The organism is Roseobacter sp. GAI101, from assembly GCF_000156335.1.
GTDB lineage: Bacteria > Pseudomonadota > Alphaproteobacteria > Rhodobacterales > Rhodobacteraceae > Sulfitobacter.
The window spans coordinates 998,253-1,019,163 of record NZ_DS999213.1 but is presented as its reverse complement, the minus strand read 5'-3'; the positions used below and the strand labels follow the sequence as shown (position 1 = coordinate 1,019,163).

Annotated in this window: 17 protein-coding genes; 9 read left to right on the top strand and 8 right to left on the bottom strand. The window is 59.0% G+C overall.

Going from position 1 to position 20,911, the window contains the following annotated elements:
* Positions 1 to 11: 11 nt before the first annotated feature.
* The 4 genes from RGAI101_RS04775 to RGAI101_RS04760 all read right to left on the bottom strand — a co-directional run bounded on the left by RGAI101_RS04775 (position 12) and on the right by RGAI101_RS04760 (position 4,209).
* Positions 12 to 1,382 (bottom strand): pyruvate dehydrogenase complex E1 component subunit beta, encoded by a 1,371-nt coding sequence (locus RGAI101_RS04775; RefSeq protein ID WP_008228321.1) that lies wholly within the window; start codon positions 1,380 to 1,382, stop codon positions 12 to 14.
* Positions 1,383 to 1,385: 3 nt separating this feature from the next.
* A complete protein-coding gene (gene pdhA / locus RGAI101_RS04770; protein ID WP_008228053.1) occupies positions 1,386 to 2,396 on the bottom strand; it encodes a pyruvate dehydrogenase (acetyl-transferring) E1 component subunit alpha in 1,011 nt (336 codons plus the stop codon).
* Positions 2,397 to 2,557: 161 nt separating this feature from the next.
* Entirely contained in the window at positions 2,558 to 2,857 is a 300-nt protein-coding gene (locus RGAI101_RS04765) for an FtsB family cell division protein (protein ID WP_008226026.1), read from the bottom strand.
* A gap of 158 nt (positions 2,858 to 3,015) precedes the next feature.
* On the bottom strand, positions 3,016 to 4,209 hold the full coding sequence (locus RGAI101_RS04760; RefSeq protein ID WP_008225999.1) for a phosphoglycerate kinase: 1,194 nt from the start codon (positions 4,207 to 4,209) through the stop codon (positions 3,016 to 3,018).
* Between the two features lie 132 nt (positions 4,210 to 4,341).
* Here RGAI101_RS04760 and RGAI101_RS04755 point away from each other — a divergent pair, with 132 nt between their 5' ends.
* Both RGAI101_RS04755 and RGAI101_RS04750 read left to right on the top strand, forming a co-directional pair.
* A complete protein-coding gene (locus tag RGAI101_RS04755) occupies positions 4,342 to 4,848 on the top strand; it encodes a peptidylprolyl isomerase (protein ID WP_008226255.1) in 507 nt (168 codons plus the stop codon).
* Positions 4,841 to 5,395, top strand: coding sequence for a peptidylprolyl isomerase (locus RGAI101_RS04750; RefSeq protein WP_008227263.1), 555 nt, complete (start codon positions 4,841 to 4,843; stop codon positions 5,393 to 5,395). Before RGAI101_RS04755 ends, RGAI101_RS04750 begins: the two co-directional genes overlap by 8 nt.
* A gap of 464 nt (positions 5,396 to 5,859) precedes the next feature.
* Here RGAI101_RS04750 and RGAI101_RS04745 read toward each other — a convergent pair whose 3' ends face one another.
* The 4 genes from RGAI101_RS04745 to RGAI101_RS04730 all read right to left on the bottom strand — a co-directional run bounded on the left by RGAI101_RS04745 (position 5,860) and on the right by RGAI101_RS04730 (position 9,137).
* A complete protein-coding gene (locus RGAI101_RS04745; RefSeq protein ID WP_008229223.1) occupies positions 5,860 to 6,372 on the bottom strand; it encodes a bactofilin family protein in 513 nt (170 codons plus the stop codon).
* Positions 6,362 to 7,684, bottom strand: a complete 1,323-nt coding sequence (locus RGAI101_RS04740; protein WP_037227412.1) for a M23 family metallopeptidase — start codon at positions 7,682 to 7,684, stop codon at positions 6,362 to 6,364. The genes RGAI101_RS04745 and RGAI101_RS04740 overlap by 11 nt, the downstream gene beginning before the upstream one ends.
* A gap of 185 nt (positions 7,685 to 7,869) precedes the next feature.
* The gene (locus tag RGAI101_RS04735; protein WP_008227945.1) at positions 7,870 to 8,676 is read right to left on the bottom strand and encodes a ferritin-like domain-containing protein; all 807 of its coding nucleotides are present in this window, start codon (positions 8,674 to 8,676) and stop codon (positions 7,870 to 7,872) included.
* Positions 8,676 to 9,137: a peroxiredoxin gene (locus tag RGAI101_RS04730; protein WP_008227250.1), complete on the bottom strand. Its 462-nt coding sequence runs from the start codon at positions 9,135 to 9,137 to the stop codon at positions 8,676 to 8,678. The genes RGAI101_RS04735 and RGAI101_RS04730 overlap by 1 nt, the downstream gene beginning before the upstream one ends.
* Positions 9,138 to 9,277: 140 nt before the next feature.
* On the opposite strand from RGAI101_RS04730, the gene RGAI101_RS04725 reads away from it, so the two are divergent.
* The 7 genes from RGAI101_RS04725 to uvrA all read left to right on the top strand — a co-directional run bounded on the left by RGAI101_RS04725 (position 9,278) and on the right by uvrA (position 20,877).
* The gene (locus RGAI101_RS04725) at positions 9,278 to 12,637 is read left to right on the top strand and encodes a DUF3971 domain-containing protein (protein WP_037227409.1); all 3,360 of its coding nucleotides are present in this window, start codon (positions 9,278 to 9,280) and stop codon (positions 12,635 to 12,637) included.
* A gap of 21 nt (positions 12,638 to 12,658) precedes the next feature.
* A complete protein-coding gene (queA, locus tag RGAI101_RS04720) occupies positions 12,659 to 13,723 on the top strand; it encodes a tRNA preQ1(34) S-adenosylmethionine ribosyltransferase-isomerase QueA (protein ID WP_037229036.1) in 1,065 nt (354 codons plus the stop codon).
* 74 nt (positions 13,724 to 13,797) lie between these two features.
* The gene (locus RGAI101_RS04715) at positions 13,798 to 15,057 is read left to right on the top strand and encodes an MFS transporter (RefSeq protein WP_037227407.1); all 1,260 of its coding nucleotides are present in this window, start codon (positions 13,798 to 13,800) and stop codon (positions 15,055 to 15,057) included.
* Between the two features lie 101 nt (positions 15,058 to 15,158).
* Entirely contained in the window at positions 15,159 to 15,743 is a 585-nt protein-coding gene (locus tag RGAI101_RS04710; RefSeq protein ID WP_008225250.1) for a DUF924 family protein, read from the top strand.
* Between the two features lie 94 nt (positions 15,744 to 15,837).
* A complete protein-coding gene (lpdA, locus tag RGAI101_RS04705) occupies positions 15,838 to 17,232 on the top strand; it encodes a dihydrolipoyl dehydrogenase (protein WP_008226532.1) in 1,395 nt (464 codons plus the stop codon).
* 58 nt (positions 17,233 to 17,290) lie between these two features.
* Positions 17,291 to 17,854, top strand: coding sequence for a class I SAM-dependent methyltransferase (locus RGAI101_RS04700; RefSeq protein ID WP_037227405.1), 564 nt, complete (start codon positions 17,291 to 17,293; stop codon positions 17,852 to 17,854).
* A 140-nt stretch (positions 17,855 to 17,994) separates the two neighbouring features.
* Positions 17,995 to 20,877 carry an excinuclease ABC subunit UvrA gene (uvrA, locus tag RGAI101_RS04695; RefSeq protein ID WP_008226749.1) on the top strand — a complete coding sequence of 961 codons (2,883 nt, stop codon included), beginning with the start codon at positions 17,995 to 17,997 and terminating at the stop codon, positions 20,875 to 20,877.
* Positions 20,878 to 20,911 lie beyond the last annotated feature (34 nt).

Below are 20,911 nucleotides of genomic sequence, written 5' to 3'. Positions count from 1 at the left end.
TCGTCCGCTCCTTATTTGTAAGTGACTTTTTTGACAGCTTCGATCACGTCATCCGTGGTCAGCAACGCCAGCTTTTCAAGGTTCGCTGCATAGGGCATCGGAACGTCCTTGCCTGTGCAGTTGATCACCGGCGCGTCCAGATAGTCGAACGCTTCTTGCATGATCACACTTGTGATGTAGTTGCCGACAGAGCCTTGCGGCCAGCCTTCCTCCACCGTGACGCAGCGGTTCGTCTTCATCACCGATTTGATGATGCTGGCGGTGTCCATCGGGCGCAAGGTGCGCAGGTCAAGGACTTCGGCGTCGATGCCTTCGGCGGCCAGTTTCTCGGCGGCTTCCAGGGCATAGGTCATGCCGATGCCAAAGCTGACGATGGTCACATCGGACCCTTCGCGCCAGATCCGGGCCTTGCCAAACGGCACCGTGTAATCTTCGATGTCCGGCACATCGAAGGTCTTGCCATACATGATCTCGTTCTCAAGGAACACGACAGGGTTCGGATCACGGATCGCCGATTTCATCAAACCCTTTGCGTCAGACGCAGAATAGGGCATCGCGACTTTCAGGCCGGGAATTTGCATGTACCACGCCGCGTAATCCTGGCTGTGCTGCGCGCCGACACGGGCCGCTGCGCCGTTGGGGCCCCTGAACACCATGGGGGCACCCATCTGTCCACCGGACATGTACAGCGTCTTTGCGGCAGAGTTCAGGATGTGGTCGATCGCCTGCATGGCAAAGTTCCAGGTCATGAATTCCACGATAGGACGCAGCCCGCCAAAGGCAGCACCGACACCGATCCCGGCAAAACCATGTTCTGTGATCGGTGTGTCGATCACACGCTTCGCACCGAACTCGTCCAGCAACCCTTGCGAGATTTTGTAAGCGCCCTGGTATTCTGCAACTTCCTCGCCCATCAGGAACACGTTCTCGTCGCGGCGCATTTCCTCGGCCATACCGTCGCGCAAGGCTTCGCGCACGGTCTGCTGTTTCAGCTTGGTGCCTTCGGGCCAGTCAGGGGTCGTGTCCGTTTCGGGGGCGGTAGGTGCTTTGGCCTCGGCGGGTTTGCTTTCCGCTGCTTTCGGGGCAGGGGCCGCGTCAGGTGCATCAGACGATACATTATCCGCGGCAGAGGCGTCTTCCCCTTCTTCCAGCAGCACGGCAATCGCGGTGTTCACTTTGACGCCTTCGGTGCCTTCCTGGATCAGGATCTTGCCGATCACCCCTTCGTCAACGGCCTCGAATTCCATCGTGGCCTTGTCGGTTTCGATCTCGCACATGATGTCGCCAGAAGACACGGTATCGCCCTCTTTCACCATCCATTTGGCCAGCGTGCCTTCTTCCATGGTCGGGCTCAGGGCGGGCATAAGTATTTCGGTTGCCATTTTTTATGCCTCCTGCGGGACTTCTGTTGCGTAGATATCTGTCCAAAGCTCTTCTGGTGCGGGCTCGGGGCTGTTCTTGGCGAATTCGGCGCTGTCGTTGACGACCTTCTTGATCTCTTTGTCGATGGCTTTCAGATCGTCTTCGGTGGCGTATTTACTCTCGAGCAGAATGTTGCGGACCTGTTCGATGGGGTCACGCTCGTCGCGCATCTTCTGCACCTCTTCGCGGGTGCGGTACTTGGCCGGGTCCGACATCGAATGGCCACGGTAGCGGTATGTCTTGATCTCAAGGATATAGGGCCCATCGCCGCTGCGTGCGTGTTTGACGGCGCGTTCGCCTGCATCCTTGACCGCCAGCACATCCATCCCATCGACCGCTTCGCCGGGAATTCCGAACGCCTTGCCGCGTTCCCAAATCTCGGCGCTCGAGGTCGAGCGTTGCTGAGAGGTGCCCATGGCGTATTGGTTGTTCTCGATCACGAAGATCACGGGCAGCTTCCAAAGTGCCGCCATGTTGAAGGTCTCGTAGACCTGACCCTGGTTCGCGGCACCGTCTCCGAAATAGGTAAAGGTGACGTTGTCATTGCCCTTGTACTTGTCGGCAAAGGCAACGCCCGCCCCCAGGGGCACATTCGCGCCCACGATGCCGTGGCCGCCGTAAAACTTTTTCTCTTTCGAGAACATGTGCATGGAGCCACCCTTGCCACGCGAATACCCGCCCTCGCGACCGGTCAGTTCTGCCATGACCCCATCGGGGTTCATGCCACAGGCCAGCATGTGGCCGTGGTCGCGGTACGTGGTGATGCGGCTGTCGCCTTCCTTTGCGGTGGCCTCAAGGCCGACAACGACGGCTTCCTGACCGATATAGAGGTGGCAAAAGCCACCGATCAGCCCCATGCCGTACAGCTGGCCTGCCTTTTCTTCGAACCGCCGGATCAGCAGCATGTCCTTGTAGTAGGCCTTCAGCTCTTCAGCACTGGCATTGGTTTTCTTGGTCGGTTTCTTGGCTGCCATGGGGCAAATCCTCCGTACAGTTGTCCCGCGTCCGCGCAATATAGTTTAGCGTTAAACTATCTCTTATCGGATTCGGGGCCTGATGGCGAGAGGCTTTTGGTGAAGGTCTGAATTGGCAGCTGGAAAGTGAAAACCATTTTAGCAGATGCGGTTTGGCCGTATCAGCGAATAACGATTTCGTCCGAGCGGATCATGCCCAGTACCTTGCGTGTCTGCTCGTCCAGCAGATCAAGATCAAGGTAATCATCTGACAAACGCGCGGTCAAGTTTTCCATGCGCAGGACGTCGGCCTTTACGCTTGTCAGTTGCAGCCGCAGGTCTTGCGCTTCGGCGACAATTTCAGCACGCCGGAACAGGCCGAAATTTCCCTGGATCGCGGCAAATGCGAAATACAGGCTCAGCGCGAAGGCAATTGCGAAAAACAAAAGGGTGCCAAAGGCGGGTCTGCTGCTGCGGTTCATCTGTATCTGCCTCATGTCGTCTCTTGGTGGACGTGACATCACTATGCCACACCTGATTCGCCAAGGGAATCCCTAGTTTGGCCATTCAAACGATTTCCAAGGGGGCAGCGCACGCCGGAACTTTCGAAAGTTCCGTACCGTTTTCTTGAAGAAAACGGCTAGCCCCCCAAGGCGGCCACACCCGGCAAAGTCTTGCCTTCCATCCACTCAAGGAAAGCCCCACCTGCTGTTGAGATGTAGGTGAAATCCTCGGCCGCGCCTGCCTGGTTCAGGGCCGACACCGTGTCCCCGCCACCGGCGACAGATATCAAAGCACCATCGCGCGTCATCTGTGCTGCTGCCTGCGCAGCGGCAACCGTTGCCGTATCGAAGGGAGGGATTTCAAACGCGCCCATCGGACCGTTCCAGATCAGCGTTTTCAACCCGGCAAAGGCGGCTTCGACCAGGGCAACGGTTGCAGGGCCTGCATCAAGCACCATCTGGTCCGCAGCAAGTGTCGTGTCGGGGCCCAGTTCGACCACCTCATGCGGCGCAGCAGCCTTGAATTCGCGCGCGACCAGCCCGTCCACAGGCAACAGCACACGGCACCCGGCCTTATCGGCCTGAAGCATGATGTCCTTGGCGGTCTCGAAAAAATCAGGCTCCGACAGGGATGAACCCAGATCAGCGCCCATCGCCCCCAGAAATGTATTGGCCATGCCGCCACCGATCACCAGAAGGTCGAGCCTGTTCACGAGGTTTTCCAGCAGCTCGATCTTGGTCGATACCTTCGCCCCGCCCACCACGGCCCCGACAGGACGCTCAGGCTTGGACAAGGCTGCCTCGAGCGCCGAGAGTTCGGCCTGCATTAACCGGCCCGCACAGCAGGGCAGCAGCCGCGCCAGTGCTTCGGTCGACGCATGAGCGCGGTGCGCTGCAGAAAACGCATCATTGCAATAAACATCCCCCAGGGCCGCAAGCCGCTGCGCGAAGCCGGGATCATTTTTTTCCTCGCCGGGATAAAAGCGGATGTTTTCCAGCAGCAAGACATCCGCCTTGGTGATCTCTTCCGTACCCGTCTCGACGGCTTCGAGGGTCTCGGCCAGTACCACCTTGCGGTTCAACGCAGCCTCAAGCGCGGGTTTCACCACCAGCAGGCTCAGGTCCTGCACGCGTTTTCCCTTGGGCCGTCCGAAATGCGCCAGCAACACCGGTCTGCCGCCCTTGGCAAGGATATCCTGCACCGTCGGTACGATCCGCTGGATTCGCGTATCATCCGTCACGCGGCCCTTTTCGACGGGAACATTGATATCGACCCTCACCAGCACCCGTTTGCCGTGCAAATCCATGTCATCAAGTGTTTTCCAGCCCATATCATCCCTCGTGGTCCAACGCGTTCCCGCGTTGTTTTGCCGTTATCGCGTCCGGGGTCAATGGACCTGCTTGGCAATTGCGCTAACAGGCCCTACTTAACTGCCAACGATATCTGAATTTAGGAGAGCGGCATGGCCGAGATCAAAGACCCCGAAAACACGATCCTGATGGAACTGGCTGGCGGGACCGTCACCATCCAACTGCTGCCCGACATCGCGCCCAAGCATGTCGAGCGGATGAAGGAACTGGCCCGTGCGGGCAAATATGACAACGTTGCCTTCCACCGTGTGATCGAAGGTTTCATGGCGCAGACAGGCGACGTGGAACACGGCAACATGGAAAACAACTTCAACCTGCGTGCCGCTGGCACAGGTGGGTCGGACCTGCCGAATGTTCCGGCTGAATTTTCCAAAGTGCCCCATGCGCGCGGCAGCATCGGTGCGGCACGCTCTGCCAATCCGGACAGCGCGAACAGCCAGTTCTTCATCAACTTCAAGGACAATGATTTCCTGAACGGCCAATACACTGTCTACGGTCAGGTCATTTCAGGTATGGAACATGTCGACGCCATCACACGCGGCGAACCTGCGCCGAACCCTGATCGCATGATCAGCGTCAAGGTGGCCGCAGATGCCTAAGCTTTTCGCAGCCTCTGCACTGGCCGTGCTGCTTGGCAGCGCAGCTTTCGCATCGGGTCTTGAGATTACAGTCGATGGCGAGGCCAAAGGCGTGATCAAGATTGATCTGCTTGAAGACGTCGCCCCGCTGCACGCAGAGCGTATCGCGGCATTGGCAGAAGCAGGGGCCTATGACGGGGTGGTTTTCCACCGCGTGATCGAAGGCTTCATGGCGCAGACCGGTGACGTTGAATTCGGCAAGGCTGGTGGCGACACGCGGCGCGCCGGTTCAGGCGGGTCGGACATGGGTGATCTGCCGGCTGAATTCTCGGACCTGCCGTTTGACCGGGGCGTCGTCGGCATGGCGCGCAGCCAAAGCCCGGATTCGGCCAACAGCCAGTTTTTCATCATGTTCGATGAAGGTCACTTCCTGAACGGGCAATATACCGTTGTTGGCAAGGTGACCGAAGGTCTGGAAGTGCTGGACGCGATCAAGCTGGGCACCGGTCCGAATGGCGCAGTCGAAGGCACGCCTGATCAGATGCTGACTGTGACTGTGACTGAATAATCAATTTTACATGGGGCGGGCTGAAAGGTCTGCCCCATGTCTTCTTTAGACCTTCCCCCGCCGATCCGCCGCTGCTTCAATTGTCTGGCTGTGCAGTCACGCTCGCCTAAGCCGTCTACCGACCGCTTTGGTCAGCAGCCTACGGATCTTGATATCGAGATATTAGGATGTACGGCGCATGGCGAAAGCCGACTGGGTCACTTTGTCAAAGCTGCAATGAGCGCAGGCGGTCATTTAACCTCCGCCGAGGACCGCAGTCCTGGATAACCGCAAGAGCCCAGATAGAGCACGCGTTCTGTCGAAGCTGAAAATCACCCACCAGAAGCCGAAAACCCATCAATCGCCGCCTGCGCGGATCAGGAAATGTCGCATCCGAATAGGTGCAAGAACGAAAAACGGGCGTCACAGTTTCCTGTAACGCCCTCTCATGTCTGGCGTACCGTACTGGTACGCTCAAACCAATATCATTCCATTGGTTTCGTCGCGGGGTTCGATTTTGCGACAGGGGCAGATTTCGCGCCGGGGTTCAGCGGGTCGTCCTGACGCTGAACGGAGCCTTCGAAATGCGCGCCGGATTCGATCGCGATCGTCTTGTGGATGATGTCACCCTCGACCCGAGCGGTAGATGTCAGACGGACCTTCAGCCCACGTACGCGGCCCACGATGCGACCATTTACCACGACGTCATCTGCGACGACTTCGCCTTTGATGGTTGCCGTTTCGCCGATGGTCAGCAGATGCGCCCGAATGTCGCCTTCAACTGTGCCTTCAACCTGAATGTCACCGGTCGTCTTCATGTTGCCGGTGACGTGCAAATCGGACGACAGGATCGAAGCAGGGGGCTTTGCCTTTGGCGCGCTTGCCTTGAATTCATTCGACTTGGGAGCCGATGGTGCGCCTGACGAAGAAGCCGCCGTGCCTGAGGTGTCAGCGTCTGACTTTGGTGCGGGATCGTTAATTTTGCTCTTAGAAAACATCGTTTGCAGCCTTGATAAAGATCATGGGATTTACAGCCTTGCCACCAACGCGAACTTCATAGTGAAGGTGGACACCGGTTACCCGTCCTGATGCTCCCATATCACCTATGTGCTGTCCGCGCGATACCCTTTGGCCGACTTTTACACGGATTTTTGACATATGGGCATAACGCGTCTCAACACCGAACTCATGCTGTATCTTGACCAGGCGTCCATATCCTGAGCCCCAGCCCGCACTGGTCACTACACCGTCTGCCGTCGCATAGAGCGGCGTACCGATGCTGGCGGCGAAATCCACACCGCTGTGCATGCGCCGGCCACCCGTCTTCGGGTCGCGGCGAAAGCCGAACTGGCTGGTAAAGCGAAAGGCGTTCTTGACGGGATTCGCAAAGGGTGCCTTTTGCGCGGCCAGACGGTACAGGTTCAACCGGTCCATCTGGTTCAGCAGGCGGTTGGCGCGCATGGTGTCGGCAGACGGCTCTTCGCCGCGGGTCGAGAAGGTCAGCGGCATCATCGGGCCACCTTGGCCGGTATAGCCGCGGCGCACCGTTTCCAGCATCCGGTCGGTGGGCATGCCCGCGTTGCGGAACATACGGTCAAGCGGCGCGACGGAAACGGTCATCGCTTCTTCAAGCTGGCGAAAGATCGCGTCGTTCTGGTCCTGCATGACGGCGAGCTTCTGTGTCAGTTCATCGGCTTGAACTAAGGCATCCTGTGCGTCGATGATCACCTGATCACGCTCGGCTGCGGTGCGCGCCAAGGCATCGGCCAGAATGGACGTCGGCGCAGAGGACGCTGCAGGGTTGCGACCCGCCGTGCTGCCCTCGGCACCTTCAAGCGCGGCAAGCTGCTCGCGCGCTGTCTCGCGGTCCAGCATGGTGCTGCGCAGGGTGTTCTGGATCACTTCGATCCCGGTCTCCAATTCGCGGCGGCGGGTTTCGGATTCCAGCAATTCGGACTGCATCAGCGAAATCTGCTTCAGCGCCGCGTTAAAGCGTTCCTGAGCGGCGATGGCTTCTTCGGCACGTCCGTTGCGCTGAGCCGAAAGATCGCTCAGCCGCGCCTGATAGGTGTTTTGGTCCCGTTTCGCCTGCTCGCGGAAGTTACCCGATCCGATGCTGTCCATCAGGATGATGGCGGTGGCGACGATGGCCCAGGCGATAAGGATGGCAGATCCGGTAAACGCGACAAGTTGGGTCGAAGGGCGCAACCGCATAAAGCGGGTATCGCTATCAGATTTCAAAAAGACCCGGCGTTCAGGAAAAAAGCGTTCCAGAACGGTGTGAATTTTAATCGCCAACCTCGTGCGCACGCGTGTTATCCTTGTCCCAACCCTTGCTCAGCGCTCTGGTCCCCAAACCTTGGCGCTAATGTTCCGTTGTGCTTAGACAGAGACACCCCATCGGGCAAGTCTGTTAGGCTTTTATGAGCGTTAATTGAAACAATCCGTATGATTCTGGCAATAAATTGCCGATTCAAGGGCTTGATGGCCAAAATTCACGCCGATTCGGTCAATGGCCAATAGAAGTCCGGCGGTATCCCTGCCTCTGCCCGCTTTTCTTCGTTGAAGGGCGGTTTCAGTAGGCCGTGGAAGTATTTGCGCACAAGGCCGTGAAATTCATCCTTGGGATCCAGATCATGACGCCCGCACAGAAAATGAAACCATTTCGATCCATAGGCCACATGGGCAACCTCTTCGGCATAGATCGTTTCAAGCGCTGCGACGGCCTGGGTGGCTTTGGCCTGCTTGAAGATCTTGATCATGCCGGGGGTCACATCCAGGCCGCGCGCCTCGAGCACCATGGGGACGACGGCAAGACGGCCCATGAAATCATCCGCCGTTTCTTCGGCTGCGCGCCACATTCCAGCATGGGCGGGCAAGGCCCCGTAATGGCTGTCCAATGCTTCAAGACAGTCGCACATCAGATTGAAATGCTTGGATTCTTCATCCGCCGCCTTGACCCAGTCGTCGTAAAAACCCATCGGCATCTTAACGTCGGTGAACCGAGCGATGATGTCCCAATGCAGGTCAACCGCGTTCAGTTCGATATGCGCGACGGCATGCAGAAGGGCGATGCGCCCCTCGGGGGTGCCGGGCTTGCGCTGCGGCACGTCGCGCGGCGACAGTAGTTCGGGCCGGTCCGGTCGCGCAGGCTGCAGGGGCGGGTTGGCGTGGCCGATCTCGGGGCGCGCGTCGTCTTCACGCGCCGCACGCCACTGCGCTGCAAATTCATGCGACAGTGCGGTTTTCGCGCGACCGTCTGCCGTGCGCAACACGGCTTCGGCCATCTGGGCCAGGGGCATCACAGCGCGCGCACCGCTTCCAGCACCTCTTCGACATGGCCGGGGACCTTTACCTTGCGCCAGATATTCGCGATATTGCCTTGTGCATCAATCAGATAGGTGGCGCGTTCAATCCCCATGGATTTCTTGCCATACATGTTTTTCTCAACCCAGACGCCATAGCTTTCGGTGACGGTCCCGTCGACATCTGCCAGCAGTGGTACGGTCAGGTCATGCTTGGCCGTGAACTTGTCATGTTTGGCCATGGTATCGCGCGAGATGCCGAACACCAGCGCACCGGCATCCTTGAACGCGTCCAGATGTTCGGAAAAGCCGATAGATTCCTTGGTGCAGCCCGGCGTATCATCGCGCGGATAGAAATAAAGCACGACGGCCTTGCCTTGCAGGGCCGATAGGGTCACAGCGTCTCCGCCAGTGACGGGCAGGGTGAAATCGGGGGCGGGTTGACTAATCTCAAGCATGGGTCACTTTCTTTGGTATTGATGCAAGCTGTTGGGCTGACATACTAGCCTTGCTTGGCGGAACTTAAAGCCCCGGATGCCCGAAAATGCGGGCACCATGACCCGCGACCGGACAAACAGCGAGCTGAACCCACACGATCATGTCAGACGGTACCGCCATCCCCCCCATTAAACGCCGCAGACGCCTTTGGCAGGCGGTGAAATGGTCCTTGCTCGGGATCGTGCTGGTGGTCGGCGCGGTGGCTGGGACCGCGATCTACATGATCCGCAGTCCCATCGTCATTCCCGACTGGATCGAAGCGAAGCTAGAGGCGCGCTTGGCGCAGGATTTGCCACAGGCGCGCATCGTCTTCGATGAACTGGTGCTGATCGTGGATGAAGGCTGGCGGCCACGCGTGCGTTTGCAAGATGTGCGTATCACCAATCCCGCCGGGGCCGAGCTGGCAGCGTTCCGCGAAGTGCGCGCCAGTTTTTCGGTACGCGGGATGCTGGACGGCAAGGTGCAGCCCCGCGATATCGCGCTGTCCGGCGTCGTCGCTACATTGCGCCGCGACCGGGACGGCCGCGTGGCCCTTAGCGCCAGCACAGGTCAGGCCCCGGCAGAACGTCGCGCGGCGACCATGCCCGAACTGATCGGCCAGCTTGATGCTGCGCTTGCGACGCCCGCGCTCAGCCGGTTGCGGTCGATTGATCTGCGCGCGCTGACGCTCAGCTATACCGATCTGCGGTCCGAACGTGCCTGGACGGCGGATGGCGGGCGTTTACGTCTGACCCGGTCGGGTGAAACCCTTGGCATATCGGCGGATCTGGCATTGCTGGGGGGCGGGGCGGACGTGGCGACGCTGAGCGCCAATTACACCAGCAAACTGGGCGATACCGCGTCGCAGTTCGGTGTCACGTTCGACGGGGTCGCTGCAGAGGATATCGGGGCGCAGAACCCGGCATTTGCATGGCTGCGGGTCTTACGCGCACCCATTTCAGGGTCGGTACGTAGCAGCCTGAACGAAGACGGCGCATTCGAGCCGTTGAATGCCACGTTGCAGATCGGTCAGGGCGTTGTGCAGCCCAACGCCAAGGCGGCCCCGATCCCGTTTGACGGGCTGCGCAGCTATTTCAGCTATGATCCGAACGAAAAGCTGCTGCGCTTTGACGAACTATCCGTGCAAAGCGAGTGGGTCTCGGGCCGGATCGAAGGGGCCGCGTCGCTTGGTGTGGACGACAGCGGCAAGCTGGCCAATCTGGTCGCCCAGATGCGGTTGAGCAATCTCGAGGCGAATCCGGCGGATGTCTACGCCAAACCCATCTCGATCGAGGGGGCGGATGTCGATGTGCAGATCGCCTTCAATCCGTTTCATCTGACGCTGGGCCGGATGGATATCAGCGATCGCGATACCACGCTGAACGTATCGGGCGATCTGAAGGCGGGGGCCGACGGCTGGCACGTGGCGCTGGACGCAGGGTTGGACAAGATAGACCCTGCGCGTCTACTGGAACTTTGGCCCGAAAAGGCCAAGATCAAGACCCGCACCTGGATATCGGAAAACATCTATGACGGTGCGCTAAGCGATATCAGCGTGGCGTTCCGCTTGCGCCCGGGGGGCACGCCGGAAACCCACCTTTCCTTCGACTTTGCCGATGCCGAGGTCCGGTTTCTGCGCACGATGCCCAACATCACGGGCGGGCGCGGGCATGCCAGCCTGCTCAGAAACCGCTTTGTCGTCAGCGTGGACGCGGGCCAGCTTGAAGCACCCGAAGGCGGGACCATATCGCTCGGGCCGTCCTCTTTCATCATGCCCGATGTCACCGTGAAAGACGGCCCACCGGGCATCGTGCGGCTGAACACGACATCGCAGATCACGGCGGTACTGTCGTTGCTCAACCAGCCACCGCTGAGCCTGATCGACAAGGTCAACCAGCCCGTCGATCTGGCGCAGGCCACCGCGAACCTGTCGGGCACCTTGGCATTTGACATGAAAAAGGGCGGGGACCCGAAGCGCACGGTTTTCAACGTCAGCGGCGATCTGCTGGACGTGCGCAGTGACGTCCTTGTAAAAGGGCGCAGTCTGACATCTGACAAACTTACGCTCGTCGCCTCGAACAGCGGGATCAGCATCAAGGGTAAAGGTGCCGTTGACGGGGTCGCCTTTGACGGCGGATGGGAACAACCGCTTGGCACACCGGGCGTACCCAGCAGCGTGCGCGCCGATATCGTGCTGAACCAGAGCACGTTGGATACGTTCAAGATCGCGCTGCCTCCCGGTACGATGTCGGGCACGGGGAGGGCTTGGTTCGGGCTGGATCTGGTCAAAGGCAAGACGCCGCAGTTTTCCCTCACATCAGACCTGCGCGGCGTGCGCCTGTCTGTCCCGCAGATCGGCTGGACGAAACCCGAGGGCATGGCGGGCAAGCTTGAGGTTGCGGGTGTCCTTGGCCCCGTGCCTCAGGTCGATCTGCTTGAGGTGGCTGGCGCAGGGCTGACGGCCAAGGGATCGGTCAGGTTGAACGGGGAAGGCGCGCTTGAGAGGGTGCGGTTTGATCGCCTGACCGTGGGCGACTGGCTGGACATGCCGGTCGATCTGCTGGGGCAGGGACCGGGCAGACAGGTGCAGGTGGTGGTGCGGGGCGGTGTACTGGACATGCGGCGCGCAGCCTTTGGCAAGTCCAAGCCATCGGGGGTCGCAGGCCCGCCGATGTTACTGGCGTTGGACCGGATGCAGATCACGGACAAGATCGCCCTGACCGACATGCGCGGCACATTTGGATTGGCGTACGGCCTTGACGGCAGCTTTACGGCCAAGCTGAACGGCGGCACGGCGGTTACGGGCCGTGTGGTGCCGCAAAACGGGCGCAGCGCAATCCAGTTGACCTCGGGCGATGCGGGGGGCGTGCTGCGGTCGGCGAACATGGTAAAACAGGTGCGCGGCGGCGCGTTGGCGCTGACCTTGCTGCCGGTGGGATCGGGCGGCGCATTTGACGGGCGCGCCACGATCACGGACGTCCAGATTCAGGACGCGCCGTCGATTGCGGCGCTGATCAATGCGGTGTCCGTCGTGGGGCTGGTGAATGAATTGAACGGCGACGGCATCTATTTCGATGCCGTAGAGGCTGATTTTCGCATGACCCCGAACCGCATCACACTGACCAAAGCCAGTGCCACCGGCGCGTCCCTTGGCATTTCGATGGATGGCGTCTTTGCTACCGATACCGGCCGGATGGCGCTGCAAGGGGTGATTTCGCCAGTCTATATGTTGAACGGTATCGGCAGTTTCATGACCCGCAAAGGCGAAGGTTTGGTCGGCTTTAACTACACCCTAGGGGGCACCGCGCAAAATCCGGAGGTTTCTGTGAACCCGCTGTCCGCGCTGACGCCGGGGTTCCTGCGCGAGATTTTTCGGGCACCGCCCCCGAAACTGCCCACTGTCGAAGGTGTGACCGGTTCCACCTTGCCAGCGGCACCCGAGCCACAAAAACCGGTTGTTCAGCAATACGAGGGGCGCTAAGCGGCGGGCATGGAGACATCTTTGAAACTAAGCGATTTTGATTTCGATCTGCCCGAGGCGCTGATTGCCACACGGCCTGCGGTACCGCGCACGTCGGCGCGTTTGCTGGTGGCGGATGGCCCCGTGTTGCATGACAAGGTGGTGACCGATCTGCCCGACTGGCTGCGCGCGGGTGACCGGCTGGTGCTGAATGACACGCGGGTGATCCCTGCGCGGTTGACGGGTGCCCGCCACCGCGACAGCGCCCAAGGCCCCGTGCAGGCCCGGATCGAGATTACGTTGCTTGAACCGCGCAGCGACGGCACATGGGCCGCGCTTATCAAACCGTTGAAAAAGCTGAAAGTCGGCGAGGATGTGGTCTTTAGCCCCGATCTGCGTGCGACGCTGATTGGCACCGCTGACGGGCAGGGGCATTTGCAATTCAACTGCGCGGGCGATGATTTCGACGCCGCCCTGAACGCCGCAGGGGCGATGCCGCTGCCACCCTATATTGCCGCGAAACGCCCCGCAGACGCGCAGGACCTGACCGACTACCAAACCGTCTTCGCACGCAACCTTGGCGCAGTCGCAGCCCCGACCGCGTCGTTGCATTTCGATGATGCGTTGTTGCAAACATTGGCTGACAAGGGCGTGACCTTCAGCCACGTCACGCTGCATGTGGGCGCAGGGACATTCCTGCCGGTCAAGGTCGATGACATCGCCGACCACAAGATGCACAGCGAATGGGGCAAGGTCAGCGCGCAAGCGGCAGCCGAGATTGCGGCGACCAAAGCTGCAGGCGGGCGGGTCATCCCCGTGGGCACGACGGCGCTGCGGCTGGTTGAAACCGCCGCACGGGGCGGCACGATCAAGGCGTGGGAAGGCGACACGGACATCTTCATCACGCCGGGCTTTACCTTTAACGTGGCCGATGCGCTGATGACCAATTTCCACCTGCCCAAATCGACGCTGATGATGCTGGTCGCCGCGCTGATGGGGCAAGAGGCGATCAAGACACTCTATGCCCACGCGATTTCATCAAATTACAGGTTCTTTTCCTACGGCGATGCGTCGCTTTTGATCCCCGAGGCGCGAAAACTTGCCTGAGGGTCGTTCATAGGGATGACACCCCTCTGGAATACCATCAGGGAGGGACGCAACGGTTAAAAAGGATTCGGACAATGCTACAGGTTCTCTCCAGCGCATGGGCGCTCTTGCTTGGTATGTGTCTGCTGATGATCGGCAACGGCATGCAAGGCACGTTGCTGGGTATTCGCGGCGGGATCGAAGCCTTTTCCACCTTCGAGATGTCCATCGTCATGTCGGCCTATTTTGTCGGCTTTCTGGGCGGATCGCGCATGGCACCGGGAATGATCCGGCGGGTCGGGCACGTTCGGGTCTTTGCCGCCGTGGCGTCGATGATCTCGGCGGTGATGATCCTGTATCCGACTTTTCCAAATATCGTGATCTGGTCGATTGGCCGGGTGCTGATCGGGTTTTGTTTTTCGGCCGTTTACGTCACGGCGGAAAGCTGGCTGAACAATGCCGCGACCAATGAAAACCGCGGTCAGGCGCTGTCGCTCTACATGATCGTGCAGACCATGGGCATCGTCATCGCGCAGGCGCTGTTGCTGACGGCGGACCCGTCGGGGTTCGTCCTGTTCGTGATCCCGTCGGTGCTGGTCAGTCTTGCTGTGACTCCGATTCTGCTGTCGATCAGCCCCACACCCGCTTTTGACACCACCAAACCCATGAGCCTGCGGGCGCTGGTCACCGTTTCCCCCTTGGGGTGTGTCGGCATGTTCCTGCTGGGCGGCGTGTTTTCGGCGCAATTCGGCATGGCGTCGGTCTACGGGGCCGAGGCGGGGTTGTCCGTCGCGCAAATCTCGATCTTTGTGGCGACGTTCTTTGTCGGATCCGTCCTGTTGCAATACCCGATCGGCTGGATTTCCGACCGGATGGACCGCCGCTTGCTGATCGTCATCACGTCGATCATAGGGGCGGCGGGGTCAATTTTGGGGATGATGATGGGCCATGTCTTTCCCGTCCTTCTGATCGCCGCCTTTGTGGTGGGGGGCATGTCCAACCCGCTGTATTCCTTGCTGATTGCCCATACGAATGACTTTCTGGAGCATGAGGACATGGCTGCCGCGTCTGGTGGTATGCTGTTCATCAACGGTTTGGGGGCGATCCTGGGGCCGGTCATAACCGGTTGGATGATGGGCACGGCCTTAGGGCCGGGGGGCTTTTATCTGTTCACTGCCGTATTGTTCATCGTGCTGGCCGTCTACGCCACCTACCGCGCCACCGTGCGTCCGGCTGTTCCCGCGGATGAAACCGGCAATTACGTGCCGATGTCACCCGCAGCGACGACGATTGCAGCCGAGATTGCACAAGATCACGCCTTTGAAGTGGACCATGCGGCGGAAAACCCCAGCTGAGCGCGTTGTTTGTGACGTTTTGTTGCAAAAATTGTGTATTAAATTCGGATCATTCGGCGTTAGCTGAAGATCTGAGGAATGGGTAAGCGAAGGAGCGAGACATGCAAGGCCCAGAGGATATCCTGAAATTCTGGCTGGACACGGCTGGCGAAGAGAAATGGTACGCCGTGGATGATGCCTTTGATCAAACCATCCGCGATCAGTTTCTCGAGACATGGCAGGCTGCCAAGGAAGGGAAATTCTCGCTTTGGTTAACCTATCCGTCAGGGGCCTTGGCGTATCTCATTCTGACCGATCAGTTTCCGCGCAACATGTTCCGGGGGCAGGGCCAGGCATTTTCGACCGACCGTGCCGCACTGGCGGTCGCAAAATCGTCGATCCAGAAAGGCTGGGATCTAAAGATCGATCCCCCCGCGCGGCAGTTCTTTTATCTGCCGTTGATGCATTCGGAAAACCTGATCGACCAGGACCGCTGCATTCGTCTGATCTGTGAACGGATGCCGAAAAGCGACAGCAACCTGTTGCACGCGCGCGCGCATCGTCAGGTGATCCGTGATTTTGGCCGCTTTCCCTACCGCAACGAGGCGTTGAACCGCAGTTTTACAGCCATGGAAAAAACCTATGTGGCCAACGGCGGTTATGGCAGCACAGTCCGCGCGATTCAGGACGAATCCGCAGCGGCCTGACGGGGCCTGGCTCGTAATTCTCTTGGTTGCTGAGAACGCGGATATAGTTTACCACTAAACTAATTTTGCATTCCCCCGACCAAGAGGTTCTTTTATGGCTGCTAAATCCTTTGATCTGATCGTGATCGGTGCCGGCCCGGGTGGCTATGTCGCCGCGATCCGTGGCGCGCAGCTGGGGCTTTCTGTCGCGATTGTCGAACGCGAACATCTTGGGGGCATCTGCCTGAACTGGGGCTGTATCCCGACCAAGGCGCTGCTGCGGTCCTCTGAAGTGTTTCACCTGATGCACCGTGCCGCCGAATTCGGCCTGAAGGCGGATAACATCGGGTATGATCTGGACGCGGTCGTCAAACGCTCGCGCAAGGTTGCGGGGCAGCTTTCGGGCGGCATCGGCCATCTGATGAAAAAGAACAAGGTCACGGTCTTCATGGGCGCGGCCAAGCTCGCGGGCAAAGGCAAGGTTTCGGTCAAAACCGACAAGGGCACCGAGGATCTGACCGCCAAGAACATTGTGCTAGCCACAGGTGCCCGCGCACGCAATCTGCCGGGGCTCGAGGCCGACGGGAAACGCGTCTGGATGTACAAGGACGCTTTGCAGCCCCCTCACATGCCGAAAAAGCTGTTGGTCATCGGATCGGGTGCCATCGGGATCGAATTCGCCAGCTTTTACAACACCCTGGGCGCGGATACGACGGTGGTCGAGGTAATGGACCGGATCCTGCCCGTCGAGGATGAAGAGATCAGCAAGTTCGCGAAAAAGCAGTTCGAAAAGCAGGGCATGAAGATCATGCAAAAGGCTGTCGTCAAACAGCTGGATCGCGCGGCTGACAAGGTTACTGCCCATATCGAAGTGGGCGGTAAGGCAGAGAAACACGAATACGACACCGTGATTTCCGCCGTTGGCATCGTCGGCAACGTCGAGGATCTGGGCCTTGAGGAAATGGGCGTCAAAGTCGACCGGACGCATGTAGTCACTGATGAATATTGCCGCACCGGCGTAGACGGGCTTTATGCCATCGGCGACATCGCGGGTGCCCCATGGTTGGCGCACAAGGCGTCGCATGAGGGTGTCATGGTCGCCGAATTGATCGCGGGCAAGCACGCGCATCCGGTGAAGCCGGAATCCATCGCCGGCTGTACCTATTGCCATCCGCAAATCGCGTCCGTCGGCTATACCGAAGCCAAGGCCAAGGAACTGGGGTTTGATGTCAAGGTCGGCCGGTTCCCATTCATCGGCAACGGCAAGGCGATCGCTTTGGGAGAACCCGAAGGCATGATCAAGACGGTGTTCGACGCGAAAACCGGCGAATTGCTGGGCGCGCATATGGTCGGTGCCGAAGTAACCGAACTGATCCAGGGCTATATCGTGGGCCGTCAGCTTGAGACAACCGAGGAAGATCTGATGAACACCGTCTTCCCGCATCCGACCCTGTCAGAGATGATGCACGAGGCCGTTCTCGACGCTTACGGCAAAGTCATCCACATGTAAAAACCCCCCGCGCCATTCCGTTCTGGACGGAGTGGCGCACCGCTGCCATAAATTTACCATGGTAAGTCTCAATCGCGTCGTCATGGGCCCGGCATCCCGCCGGATGATCCAGAACCTCATCCCGCAGCAGCTTGATGTTGCTGAAATATCGGGCAAATGGGGCGAGATGTTTGATTTCAAATCCTACACACAATTCCGCTATCCCGAATATGACATCTGCGCCGGTCCCTTTATGGACAAGCCGCAGGATCGACCGCGCAAATTCGATCTGATCCTGGCCAATCAGGTGTGGGAACATCTGGACCGTCCCTATGCCGCAACCAAGAACGTCCGCCGGATGTTGAAGAAGGGCGGGCATTTCTGGGTTGCCGTCCCGTTTTTCGTGCCATTTCACGCGGCCCCCTTGGATAATTCACGATGGTCTGCACGGGGCCTGAAAAACCTACTGATCGAATGCGGGTTCGAGGAAGACCAGATCAAGGCCAGCCAATGGGGCAACCGCAACGCTGCCCTGCGCAACTTGGAAGAAAAATGGCCGCCGGAATATGACGCGGCAACCGATGATACCTCGAATGATCCGGATATGCCGATCTGCGCCTGGGCCTTGGCCAAGAAGACCTGATCGCCATTCAGGCCCGCCTGATTTTCGGCGGATTTCAAGCGGCCTGCGCAAGTGAATGAAATGTTCCTGATGTGTTCTGATTTTTCCATTGGAGAATCCGGAACGCGCCCCTATGTACAGAGTCTTAACGGGGGTGTCAGATGGCTGAACTGAAAAACATCGAAGTGCGCGGCGCGCGCGAACATAATTTGAAAAACATCGACGTGGATATTCCACGCGACAAACTGGTGGTGATCACCGGTCTGTCGGGGTCTGGAAAATCCTCGCTGGCATTTGATACGATTTATGCCGAAGGGCAGCGCCGCTATGTAGAAAGCCTAAGCGCCTACGCCCGGCAATTCCTTGATATGATGCAGAAACCCGATGTGGATCACATCAGCGGCCTGTCTCCGGCAATCTCGATCGAACAAAAGACCACGTCGAAAAACCCCCGCTCGACCGTTGGCACCGTGACCGAGATTTACGATTACATGCGACTGCTGTTTGCCCGTGTCGGCACGCCGTATTCCCCCGCGACCGGCAAGCCCATCGAGGCGCAGCAGGTACAGGACATGGTCGATCGCATCATGACGATGGAGGAGGGGACCCGCGCCTATCTGTTGGCCCCCATCGTGCGCGACCGCAAAGGCGAATACCGCAAGGAATTCCTTGATCTTCGCAAGCAGGGGTTCCAGCGGGTCAAGGTGAATGGCGAGTTCTACGAGTTGGACGAACCGCCGACGCTGGACAAGAAATTCCGCCATGACATTGATGTGGTCGTTGACCGCCTTGTCGTCCGCGAAGGGCTGGAAACCCGGCTGGCTGACAGTCTGCGCACGGCGCTTGATCTGGCCGATGGTATCGCCATTCTTGAAACAGCCCCCGCAGAGGGCGAACCCGAACGCCATACCTTCAGCGAGAAATTCGCCTGCCCGGTCAGTGGTTTCACCATTCCCGAGATCGAGCCCCGCCTGTTCTCGTTCAACGCCCCTTTTGGTGCCTGCCCGTCTTGTGACGGTCTGGGCAAGGAACTGTTCTTTGACGAGCGGCTTGTCGTGCCGGACCAGAACCTCAAGATCTATGACGGCGCTTTGGCCCCATGGCGCAAGGGCAAGTCGCCCTATTTCCTTCAGACGATTGAAGCCATCGCGAAACATTACGACTTCAACAAGAGCACAAGGTGGAAAGACCTGCCAGAGAATGTGCAACAGGTATTTCTGTACGGCTCCGGCAAGGAAGAGATCAAGTTCCGCTATGACGAAGGCGGCCGCGTCTACGAGGTAAGCCGTGTGTTCGAAGGGGTGATCCCCAATATGGAACGCCGCTACCGCGAGACTGACAGCAACTGGATCCGCGAAGAATTCGAGCGTTATCAGAACAACCGCCCCTGCGGCACCTGCAACGGCTACCGTCTGCGTCCCGAAGCCTTGGCCGTCAAGATCGGCCCTGTCGACGGTACACCGGACCAGCGCCTGCACGCCGGTCAGGTCGTTCAGATGTCGATCCGCGAAGCTTTCGAGTGGTGCAATGCGGTTCCCGACCAACTCAGCGTCCAGAAAAACGAAATCGCCCGCGCCATTCTCAAGGAGATTCGCGAGCGTCTTGGGTTCCTGAATAACGTGGGATTAGAGTACCTTACACTCGCACGTTCAAGCGGCACGTTAAGTGGCGGCGAAAGCCAGCGCATCCGTTTGGCCTCACAAATCGGCTCGGGTCTTACCGGCGTTCTGTATGTGCTTGATGAACCTTCCATCGGTTTGCACCAGCGCGACAATGACCGTTTGCTGCTGACCCTGAAAAACCTGCGCGACCAAGGCAACACCGTGATCGTGGTGGAACATGACGAAGAAGCGATCCGCGAGGCCGACTATGTCTTTGATATTGGTCCGGGGGCCGGTGTCCACGGCGGGCAGGTGGTCAGCCACGGCACGCCCGAACACGTCGCCAACGATCCGAACTCCCTGACCGGGCAATACTTGACGGGCAAGCGCGAAATCTCGGTGCCGGCCAAGCGTCGCAAGGGCAACAAGAAAAAGATCAAGGTCGTCAAAGCTTCGGGCAACAACTTGCACGACATCACCGTTGACTTCCCCTTGGGGCAATTCGTCTGCGTCACGGGTGTATCAGGCGGCGGTAAGTCGACTTTGACGATCGAGACCTTGTTCAAAACGGCCTCCATGAACCTGAACGGGGCCCGCCAGACACCTGCACCTTGCGAAACGATCAAGGGGCTAGAGCATCTGGACAAAGTGATCGACATCGACCAACGACCCATCGGGCGAACGCCTCGCTCGAACCCGGCGACCTATACCGGTGCCTTCACGCCGATCCGCGACTGGTTCGCAGGTCTCCCCGAAGCCAAGGCGCGCGGTTACAAGCCTGGGCGGTTCAGCTTCAACGTCAAAGGCGGCCGCTGCGAGGCGTGTCAGGGCGATGGCGTCATCAAGATTGAAATGCATTTCCTGCCGGACGTCTACGTGGAATGCGAAACCTGCAAGGGCCAGCGGTATAACCGCGAAACCCTTGAGGTTAAGTTCAAAGGCAAATCCATAGCCGATGTGCTCGACATGACCGTCGAAGACGCGCAGACCTTCTTTCAGGCCGTGCCGTCAATCCGCGAAAAGATGGATGCGCTGATGCGCGTCGGCCTTGGCTACATCAAAGTGGGCCAACAGGCGACGACCCTGTCAGGCGGCGAGGCGCAACGTGTGAAACTGTCGAAGGAACTCAGCAAAAGGTCCACTGGCCGCACGCTTTATATCCTGGATGAACCGACCACGGGCCTTCATTTTGAAGACGTCCGCAAGCTGTTGGAAGTGCTGCATGAATTGGTCGATCAGGGAAACTCGGTGATTGTAATCGAACACAATCTGGACGTAGTGAAGACCGCGGACCACATTATCGACATCGGCCCCGAAGGCGGCGATGGCGGGGGCCGTGTGGTGGCTACAGGGACGCCGGAACAGGTTGCCGAAGTGGCTGAAAGCCATACGGGCCACTACCTCAAGCCTATGCTGGCCCCGCGCAAGGTTGCCGCTGAATAGGGGCATCCTTCATTTTGCCAACTAAACTCCAAGG